General features: G+C 74.2%; 9 protein-coding genes and 2 pseudogenes. 5 read left to right on the forward strand and 6 right to left on the reverse strand.

The genetic code is table 11. The features are described from left to right. The 3 genes and pseudogenes from B0E54_RS31525 to B0E54_RS31535 form a co-directional block, all read right to left on the reverse strand. Positions 1 to 552 (reverse strand): annotated as a pseudogene (locus B0E54_RS31525) (prenyltransferase); the annotation flags it as partial. Continuing rightward, positions 545 to 1,462: a terpene synthase family protein gene (locus B0E54_RS31530; protein WP_234591489.1), complete on the reverse strand. Its 918-nt coding sequence runs from the start codon at positions 1,460 to 1,462 to the stop codon at positions 545 to 547. The gene B0E54_RS31530 and the pseudogene B0E54_RS31525, both read right to left, overlap by 8 nt. Further along, positions 1,459 to 2,796: a cytochrome P450 gene (locus tag B0E54_RS31535; protein ID WP_234591499.1), complete on the reverse strand. Its 1,338-nt coding sequence runs from the start codon at positions 2,794 to 2,796 to the stop codon at positions 1,459 to 1,461. Before B0E54_RS31535 ends, B0E54_RS31530 begins: the two co-directional genes overlap by 4 nt. A 465-nt stretch (positions 2,797 to 3,261) precedes the next feature. Here B0E54_RS31535 and B0E54_RS31540 point away from each other — a divergent pair, with 465 nt between their 5' ends. Further along, on the forward strand, positions 3,262 to 3,510 hold the full coding sequence (locus tag B0E54_RS31540) for a DUF2630 family protein (RefSeq protein ID WP_234591490.1): 249 nt from the start codon (positions 3,262 to 3,264) through the stop codon (positions 3,508 to 3,510). A gap of 49 nt (positions 3,511 to 3,559) precedes the next feature. On the opposite strand, the gene B0E54_RS31545 is transcribed toward B0E54_RS31540, so the two are convergent. From B0E54_RS31545 to B0E54_RS31555, 3 genes are all read right to left on the reverse strand, one after another. Further along, positions 3,560 to 4,492: an RIO1 family regulatory kinase/ATPase gene (locus tag B0E54_RS31545; protein ID WP_234591491.1), complete on the reverse strand. Its 933-nt coding sequence runs from the start codon at positions 4,490 to 4,492 to the stop codon at positions 3,560 to 3,562. 210 nt (positions 4,493 to 4,702) lie between these two features. Beyond that, complete coding sequence (locus B0E54_RS31550; protein WP_234591492.1) at positions 4,703 to 5,347, reverse strand: HAD family hydrolase; 645 nt, start codon at positions 5,345 to 5,347, stop codon at positions 4,703 to 4,705. A 65-nt stretch (positions 5,348 to 5,412) separates the two neighbouring features. After that, complete coding sequence (locus tag B0E54_RS31555; RefSeq protein WP_234591493.1) at positions 5,413 to 6,273, reverse strand: carbon-nitrogen hydrolase family protein; 861 nt, start codon at positions 6,271 to 6,273, stop codon at positions 5,413 to 5,415. Positions 6,274 to 6,350: 77 nt separating this feature from the next. Here B0E54_RS31555 and B0E54_RS31560 point away from each other — a divergent pair, with 77 nt between their 5' ends. The 4 genes and pseudogenes from B0E54_RS31560 to B0E54_RS31575 form a co-directional block, all read left to right on the forward strand. After that, positions 6,351 to 6,923 (forward strand): TetR/AcrR family transcriptional regulator, encoded by a 573-nt coding sequence (locus B0E54_RS31560; protein ID WP_234591495.1) that lies wholly within the window; start codon positions 6,351 to 6,353, stop codon positions 6,921 to 6,923. Between the two features lie 84 nt (positions 6,924 to 7,007). Next, a complete protein-coding gene (locus B0E54_RS31565; protein WP_234591496.1) occupies positions 7,008 to 7,937 on the forward strand; it encodes a TIGR04222 domain-containing membrane protein in 930 nt (309 codons plus the stop codon). Continuing rightward, positions 7,934 to 8,752 carry a DUF692 domain-containing protein gene (locus B0E54_RS31570; protein ID WP_234591497.1) on the forward strand — a complete coding sequence of 273 codons (819 nt, stop codon included), beginning with the start codon at positions 7,934 to 7,936 and terminating at the stop codon, positions 8,750 to 8,752. The genes B0E54_RS31565 and B0E54_RS31570 overlap by 4 nt, the downstream gene beginning before the upstream one ends. Beyond that, positions 8,749 to 9,028, forward strand: a pseudogene (locus B0E54_RS31575) (hypothetical protein); the annotation flags it as partial. The gene B0E54_RS31570 and the pseudogene B0E54_RS31575, both read left to right, overlap by 4 nt.

The following is a 9,028-nucleotide window of genomic DNA, read 5'->3' on the forward strand; positions in this document are numbered from 1 at the left end:
CGGCGCCCCGGCGGCCACCGCGGCCCGCACCGCGCGCAACCGGTCCGGGCCGAGCCCCGGTGGCAGGCTCAGCGGCGGGTGGGGCAGCCGGTCGGCGGTCGCCCGGTCCAGCCGGGTCAGCCGGTCGTTGATCGACTCGACCAGCGCCGGGACGATGAGGTCCAGCGCAGGGGTGTCCGGCAACGCCCGCGCGTGCGTGGTGAGCAGTGGGCCGGCGAGCGCGGCCAGCCCGCGCGCCACCGGGGCGAGCAGGTCCGCCCCGGACCACCCGCCGTCGGCCAGCGCGGCGAGCAGAGCGTCGGTGGCGCTGAGCGTGGGCACCAGGGCGTACCCCTCGGGTGGGCCCCACGCGCCGTCCGGGCGCTGCTCGCGCAGCAGGAACCCGATCCGCTGGTGGTGCCCCGGCAGCCAGGGCGCACCGGCGACGAGCCGACCGCTCTCGTACACCGAGGGGGCGACCTGCCCCCACTGTCGCAGCGCGAGGCCGGCGATCAGCTCGCGCGCGGCGTCGGTGGCCGGCTCGGCCAGCACGCGCGGGGAGCCCTCACTCATCGCGCGCCCCCCAGAAGTCCGACAGCTGGTAGAAGCCACCCGTGAAGGAGATCTGCCGGTGCAGGTAGTCCGCCTGGCGGGGGCACCGTTCGGCGAGGGCGGCCAGGTCGCCGCGGGACCGGGTGGTCAGCTCGGCGAGCCGGGTGTGCACCCGCGCCGGGTCGTCGACCAGCAGCAGGGCGTTCAGGTCGCCCCACTCGGCGTCCCGCCCGTGCGTGGCGAGGTCGTTGACCAGTCGCAGCACCCGCTGCACGCCACGTCCGGCGTCCAGCAGGTCGGTCAACTGGGCGAGGGTCCGCTCGTCGCCGGTGGCGATCCAGTGCGTGACGTTGACGAAGGAGCAGGCGAGGTTGTCGGCGTTGTCCAGATAGCGGTCCAGGTCCGGCAGGCGCCGCCCGGTGGTCGGGTCGGTCGGCAGGTTCTTCCAGTCCCACTCGCGCGACACGGCGGCGAGCATCCGCGCCAGCTCGTCGCGCCAGATCGGGCACAGCCGGCCGAACGCCGGGACGGTCGTCAACTCGTCGCGCAGGTCGGCCAGCAGCCGCGCCAGGTGCCGGCCCGGCGGCGGCGCGGCGCCGTCGGCGACCGCCAGGCAGTCGGTCACGATCGCCCGGACGTCGTCGGCGGACCGGGCCAGGTAGTCGACCTGCCAGTCGGCGGCAAAGACCCAGAGCAGGGTACGGGTGGTGATCCGCAGTTCGGCGGCGGTGTGCCACGGCGCGGTGAACGCGATAGCGGTGGCCACCGAGCTGAGCAGCGCGGCGTCGAACGGCGCGGCGTCGAAGAGTTCGGGGTGGGCGGCGGTGACGCCCTGCAGGTCGCGGACGCCACGGACGGCGAGCGCGCACACCCGGCCCTGCTCGGCTACCGCGTCGGGCCCGGCCTGCACCGGCCACGGCGCCCCGGTCACGACGCGACCGGCCGCTCGACCGGAGTGAGGATCAGCTCGGCCCGCTGCTTGGGTTGCAGCGAGGCACCGAGCCGGGGTGTCAGGCCGACGGGCTCGCGCAGTCGGAAGCGGTAGCGGCTCAGCACGGTGCTGACGATGAGCTGCGCCTCCAGCAGGAACAGGTACTGACCGAGGCACTGGTGCGGGCCACCGCCGAACGGGAAGTACGAGTAGCGGTAGCGCCGCCGGGGCTTCTCCGGCGCGAAGCGCTCCGGGTCGAACAGCGTCGGGTCGTCCCAGAACGTCGACATCCGCTGGGTGACGTACGGGCTGACCAGCACGGTGCCACCGGCCTTGATCCGCACACCGCCCAGCACGTCGTCGCGCACCGCGGTGCGGGGGATCATCCAGCCGGCCGGGTAGAGCCGCAGCATCTCGTCGAGCACCATGCGGCCGTAACGCAGCTGCGGCAGGTGCTCGCGGCCGACCCGTTCCGCGCCGACCACCTGCTCGATCTCGTCGGTCATCCGCTCGGCCACGTCGGGTCGGGACGCCAGCACGGGCCACAGCCAGGAGAGCAGGGCGATGGTGGTCTCGGTGGCGGTGGAGAACATCGCGACCACGTCGCCGCGGATCGCGTACTCGTCGGGTTCGCTGCCGTCGGCGCGCGGTCGACAGAGGGTGGAGATGATGTCGTCGCCGTCGGTGGGCCGGGCCCGGGCCTCCCGGATGATCGGCAGCACCACCTCGTCGATGGTCCGCACGGCCTCTGCGAAGCGTCGGTCGCCGGGCATCGGCACCGCGTACGGCACGAAGGGCACCAGCAGGCGCGGAAGCATCGCGGTGGTGACGGTGTCCAGCGCGGCGCTGATCCGCAGCGCGTCCGGCACCGAGATGCGGTCGGCGAAGAGGACCCGCATGGTGGTCCGCAGCACGATCCGGGTCAGCTCGCCGCCGCCGTCGATCGGGCGGCCGTCGCGGGCGGGTTCGAGCCACTCGTCGACGGCCTCGTTGATCGCCTCGGCCATCCGGTCCACGAGCGTCTCGGCCCGCTTCGCGGTGAACAGCGGTTGCAGCGCGCCGCGGCTGGACTCCCAGATCTCGCCCTCGGCGACCAGGATGGCGTCGCCGACGATCCGACGGACCGGACGCCACAACAGGCCGTCGCCGTCGCGGGTGTAGTTGGCAACGTTGTCCCTCAGGACGCGTTGCAGGTGCTCCGGGTGACTGACGAGGTAGGGGCGGAACGAGCCGAGGTTCAGCCGGACGACCTCACCGCCGGCGGCGTCCGCGAAGTCGACCAGCGCGCCGAGCGGGTCGCGGATCAGCGCGGGCAGGGCGCGACGGAGCGGAATCTTTCGGGGTTCGGTGCTGACGGGGGCGGGGCCGGCATCGGACACCTGGGACATGCAACGTCTCCTCGTCGTTCCGCCGGCCTGGGTTGTCCACTTCGGCCGGACGGGACTGTGGAACTTTCACCTTCTGGGCGACGGAAGCATCTCACCAATTCGGGGGCACCTCTAGACCTGTGACCGGTGAGATTCCACCGACGCGCCCGATGAACATCGATGTCCATGGCGGGCTCGGATCCTGAGTGGATTGTCAGGATGCGGCACCGGTGCAGGTCGCACCCGTACCCGTCGGTGTCGTGGCCGCCGGAGGACCCGCGGGACGGCGGGCCGGGGGGCCGCACGCCCAGCGGAGCCACCCACCGGGTCGCACCCGTGCGATCCCAGAGGGCGGGCGGCGCGTGTGAGCCAGGACGCACCGGTACCTGCGAATCCGGGCGATGCCGGGCACCCTGTGCCAGGCTCTGTGGCATGGACGACAAGACCATCCTGAACCGGATCTCCGAGCTGGTCGACGAGGAACACCGGCTGCGCGCGGACGCCCAGGCCCACGAGTCGGGCACCGAGGGGGAGGCCAGCGAGCGGCTCCGCGCGCTGGAGGAGTCCCTCGACCAGTGCTGGGACCTGCTGCGCCGCCGTCGGGCCGCCCGAGAGACCCACGGCGACCCGGACTCCCAGGGCGAACGCCCCAAGCCCGAGGTCGAGCGCTACCTGCAGTGACCGCTGGGGGTGGGTCGGGCAGCCGCTCGGGCCGCCCGACCCGCTCCGCTCAGCGGATGCCCGCCTCCCGCAGCAGCTCCCCCGTCAGTGCGCCGGGGTCGACCTGCTCGGCGCTCAGCCCCCGGGCCACGAACCAGGCGCTGACCACCCGCACGTCGCGGGCCAGGAACTCGGGCCCCTGCGGGTTCGCCACCACGTCGACCACCTGCGGCAGATCGATCACGACCAGCCGCCCGGAGTGCACGAGCAGGTTGTACGGCGACAAGTCGCCGTGCGCGTAGCCGGCCCGGGCCAGTACGCGCAGCGCCTCGACCAGCTGGCCCCACAGGTCGCGCAGCTCCACCGGGCCGGGCCGTAGCTGGGCCAGTCGAGGCGCGGCAAGCCCCGACTCGGCGTCGCCGACGAACTCCAACATCAGTTCGGTACCCCGCAACTGCACGGGGTACGGCACGGCGATCCGGTCGTACCCGGCGCCGATCTCCCAGAGCCGGGCCAGCGCGGCGAACTCGGCCGCCGCCCACTGCCCGGCGATCATCTGCCGGCCGAAGGCCGTCCGGCCGGCCATCGCCCGGTTTTCCCGGGACCGCCGCACCCGGCGCCCCTCCAGGTAGCCGGCGTCACGGTGGAACAGCCGGTGCTCGGCGTCCCGGTATCGCTTGACGGCCAGCAGGCAGGATCGGTCCGTGTCCGGTACCGCACGGCGGACCAGGTGGACGTCCGCCTCCTTGCCGGTCTTGAGCACACCCAGTTCGGTGTCCTTGGCGGCCAGCTCGGTGATCAGCCACTGCGGGTGCGGCTCGGGGCCGTGGACGGCGTCGTCCCACGACGACCAGCGTTCGCCGGTGGCCGGGTCGGGTTCGCCGTCGGGGTCGGCGGGCGGCTCGGTGGGCCGCCCGCGCTTCAGAAACTGCGGTTCGTCGTCGTCGAAGCGGCTCTTGCCGCGGCTGCGGCGCTCCAGCGCCGGCAGGTCATGATCGCGCACTGTGGTGAGGTTCCCTTGGTCGAGGCTGAGTTAGGCAGCTGGAAGCGACCTGCGAAGACGGCCATGACCGACCCCCTCTCCTCGACCGGGCGCACGCCCGGGTGCACGATGCGCCGCCCATGCTGCCGTCGCCCCGACGGCGGGTCAATCGAATTACCGCGGCCGCTGCAACGGCCGGGTGCACGCCGCGTCCGGCGGCGGCGAACCCCGTCAGCTCGCGAGCACCGTGGCGACCGCGGCGATCAGCCCGTCCACCGTGCGGCTCGGCGCGAACCGGACGTCCGACCAGGTCCGTCCCCGGTGCAGCCAGACGCTCGGCAATCCGACGGCCGCGGCGCCGCCAATGTCCGCCTCCGGGCTGTCGCCGACCACCCAGGCGCCGCGCAGCGGCATCCGGACCCGCTGCGCGGCGAGCGCGAAGATCCGCGGGTTGGGCTTGCTGACCCCGGCCTCTTCGGAGATCACCCAGTCGGCGACGTACCGGTCCAGGCCGGTACGGCGGATCTTGGCGTCCTCGACGCGTACGGTGCCGTTGCAGACCACCACCGGCACCCAGCCCGCGTCGTCGGCGATCCGCAGCGCGCAGGCGGTCAGCGGATCGAGGCGGGTCTGCTCCACCACCCCGTCGTGCAGCTCCTCCACCAGGTCGATCGAGGGGATACGCAGCTCGTAGCGGTCCCGGATGGCGTCGGCGAGATCCCAGCGGTCGGTCAGACCGTCGGCGTCGATCGAGAGCAGCCAGTCGATGTCGGTGGGGGGCGCACCTATGCCGTCCAGGAAGCGCTCACCCCAGCGGCGGAACGGCCCGGCCCGATCCAGCAGGGTGTTGTCCAGGTCCAGCAGGAGCAGTGGCACTCGGGCACCCTACGGGACCGACGTGTCCGCCAACAGATCCCGCGGGCGTCGACCTGACGGTGGGCTCAACCGGTCAGCGAAACCCGTGGGCCGCCCTGGCCCGGCAGCAGATCGGCGAGCATCGAATGGGCCGACCGGGTGTCCGCGAGCGCGGCCGGGTCGAGGGTCGCCACCAGCACCGCCGTGCCCTCGTCGGCGCCCCGGGCGAGCGTACGTCCCTGCGGGTCGTAGATCGCCGCGCCACCGTTGAACCGCCACGGGTCGCTGCCGCCGACCGCGTTGGCGAAGACCACGAACATGGTGTTGTCCAGGGCCCGCGCGGCGTAGTACAGGTCCCGGCGGTGCTCGGAGCCGGCCAGGTAGCCGCTGGGGCACAGGTAGGCGTGCGCGCCGTCGAGCGCGGCGGCGCGGCCGTGCTCGGGGAAGCAGCCGTCGTAGCAGATGCCCAACCCGAGCCGCCAGTCGTCGACCAGCAGCGTGGCGCCCCGACCGCCGGGGGTGAACAGCTCGCGCTCGTCGCCCCACAACTGCTGCTTGTCGTACCCGACCCGGATCGTGCCGGCGCGGTCGACCACCAGGGCGGCGATGGTGCGCCGGCCGTCCGGGTGCCGTGCCGCCGCCCCGACCACCAGGGTGCTCCCGGCCGTGCGCGCCGCGTCGCGCAGTGGGTCGAGTCGGGCGTCGGCGACCACCCCGGCCGGGTCGACAGCCACGTCGGTGCCGACCGGGTCGGCGGCGAGGGTTGGCGGGTGGTACGCGCACAGGTACAGCTCAGGGAGGACGACCACGCGGGCGCCCTGGCCGGCGGCGTGACGGACCAGCTCGGCGGCCGCCGCCGCGTTGCCGGCGACGTCACCGGGGACGGGGGTGGCCTGGACGGTGGCGACGGTCAGCGCCGCGGTGGGCGTGGGGTGCAGCGGGGTCACCGGAGGATGGTAAACGGCACCGCACCAAGCCGTACGTACGGTTTGCATGGCCCGGGGTGACCTGCGACGATCGACGTGTGCCCAGAGTAAGCCAGGACCAGCTCGACGCGCGCCGGCAGGAGATCCTCGCCGCCGCGCGGGCGTGTTTCGCGCGGCTCGGCTACGAGGGGGCGACAGTCCGTCGCCTTGAGGAGGCCACCGGGCTGTCCCGGGGCGCCATCTTCCACCACTTCCGGGACAAGGACTCGCTCTTTCTCGCCGTCGCCGAGGACGACGCCGCCGCGATGGTCGAGACGGTGGCCCGCAACGGTCTGGTGCAGGTGATGCGCGATCTGCTGGCCCGCGCGGTCTCCCCCGACACCACCGGCTGGCTGGGCAGTCAACTGGAGGTCTCCCGCCGACTGCGGACCGATCCGGCGTTCGCCAAACGCTGGGCCGAGCGGTCGGCAGCGATCGCCGAGGCGACCCGGGACCGGTTGGCCCGCCAGCGCGACGCCGGGGTGCTGCGCGAGGACGTACCGATCGACGTGCTGGCCCAGTTCCTGGAGCTGGCCTACGACGGCCTGGTGCTGCACCTGGCGATGGGCCGACCCGCCGGCGACCTGGGTCCGGTGCTCGACCTGGTCGAGGAGGCCGTCCGCCGCCGCTGAACGCCTGCCGCATACCGGGACGGGGACCGTGGCGGTCGTGCTCCACAATGGGGCCGCCGATCCCTCCGGCGACAGGAGCAGCCGATGATCGTCCACGCCGCGTCGGGCGACACCTGGGGCATCCCCGGCCCGACCTTCCTCCGGCTCTACCTCGTGGCGACCGCCGTCGTGGTCGCCCTCGCGGTGCTGCACCGGGTCCGCCTCGCCACCGACGGGGGCCACGCCAGCGCCGACCCGCTCGGCCCCCAACAGGTCGCGTACCTCAACGGTGGGCCGGCACTCGCCGTGCACGCCGCGCTCGGCGGGCTGCGCGGCAGCGGCGCGATCGGCGTACGGCCGGACCGTCGACTCACCACCGTCGGGCCGGCGCCGACCGGGCTCACCCCGTTGGACGGCGCCATCCACTGGGCGGCCCACCAGCACTCCCGCGTCCGCGACCTGGACCAGAACGACCGGGTGGTCACCGCGCTCGCCCAGCTCCGCACCGGCCTCGAAGAGCGCGGCCTGCTCGTGAGCCCGGAGCGACGCGCCACCGCGCGGCGGTGGGCACGGCTCCTCGCCGCGCTGCTGGTGCTCGGCGTGGTGCGGCTGTTCGCCGGCCTCACCAACGGGCGGCCCGTGGGCTACCTGCTGCTCACCCTGGTCGGGGTGCTGGTGGCGGTGCTGCTGCTCTGGCGCGTGCCACAGACCAGTCGGGCCGGTCGGGCCATGCTGCGCGACCTGCGTAAGCGCAACAACCACCTGGCCCCCGCCTCGTCTCCCGCGTACGCCACCTACGGCGCGGCGGGCGCGGCGATGGGCGTGGCGCTGTACGGCACCGCGTCGCTCTGGGCGATCGACCCCGGATTCGCCGAGCAGGCCGAGATCCAGCGCCAGGCCATCGCCAGCAGCGGCTGGTCGTCGGGCTCCGGCTCGTCAGGCAGCGGCAGCTCGTGCGGCGGCGGCAGCTCCTGCGGTGGCGGCAGTTCCTGCGGTGGCGGGGGCGGGTGCGGCGGAGGCGGGTGCGGCGGATGACCGCCCCGTCCGGCGTCGGCATCGGCTGGCGTCCCGAGATCGCCGGTTTCGTGGCCGAGCTGCCCGGGCTGCGCTTCGTCGAGGTGGTGGCCGAGTCGGTGCCCGCCACCGGGCCGCTCCCGCCGGGGCTGGCGCAGCTGCGCGAGCGCGGTGTGACAGTCGTACCGCACGGGGTGCGGCTCTCCCTCGGCGGCGCCGAGCCGGTCGATCAGGCCCGTGTCGCCCACCTGGCCGCGGTGGCGCAGCGGCTCGACGCCCCGCTGGTCAGCGAGCACATCGCCTTCGTCCGGGCCGGTGGGCTGGAGGCCGGGCACCTGTTGCCGCTGCCGCGCAACGCCGAGGCTGTCGACGCGGTCTGCGCCAACGTGGCCCGGGCGCAGGCCGAGCTCCCCGTGCCGATCGCGCTGGAGCCGATCGCCGCCCTGTTCGACTGGCCCGACGACGAGCTGGACGAGGCGGACTTCCTCACCGAGATCCTCGACCGCACCGGTGCGCTGCTGCTGCTGGACATCGCCAACGTGCACGCCAACGCCCGTAACCGGGGTGAGGACCCGCTCGCGCTGCTCGACCGGCTGCCGTTGGACCGGATCGGTTACGTGCACGTGGCCGGCGGTGCCGAGCACGGCGGGTTCTACCACGACACGCACACCGATCCGGTGCCGCCGGAGGTGCTGGAACTGGTCCGCCGGCTCTGCGCCCGGCAGCGGCCACCGGCGCTCCTGCTGGAACGCGACGGCGGCTACCCACCGGCCGCCGAGCTGCGCGCCGAACTGGACGCCCTGGCCGCCGCCGCCGGCTTCCCGGCCGTGACGTGACGGGCGCCGATCCCCGTACCGGGCTCGCCGCCCGGCAGGCGGAGCTGGTGGCGACGCTTGTCGCCGGAGGTCCGCCGCCGGCGGGGTTCGCGGCCGGACCGCTGGCCGCCACCCGGGCTGCGCTGCGCCGCAAACGGGCCGGTGAGGTGGCCCGACACTGGCCGCTGCTCGCCGCCGGCCTCGGCGCGGCGTGGCCGGCGACCTTCGCCGAATGGGCCGCCGAACGCCCCACCGCCGGATCACTGCGCGACGGCTGGGACCTGGCCCGGACGCTGC

Source organism: Micromonospora sp. MH99, assembly GCF_021442385.1.
In the GTDB taxonomy this organism is placed as follows: domain Bacteria; phylum Actinomycetota; class Actinomycetes; order Mycobacteriales; family Micromonosporaceae; genus Micromonospora.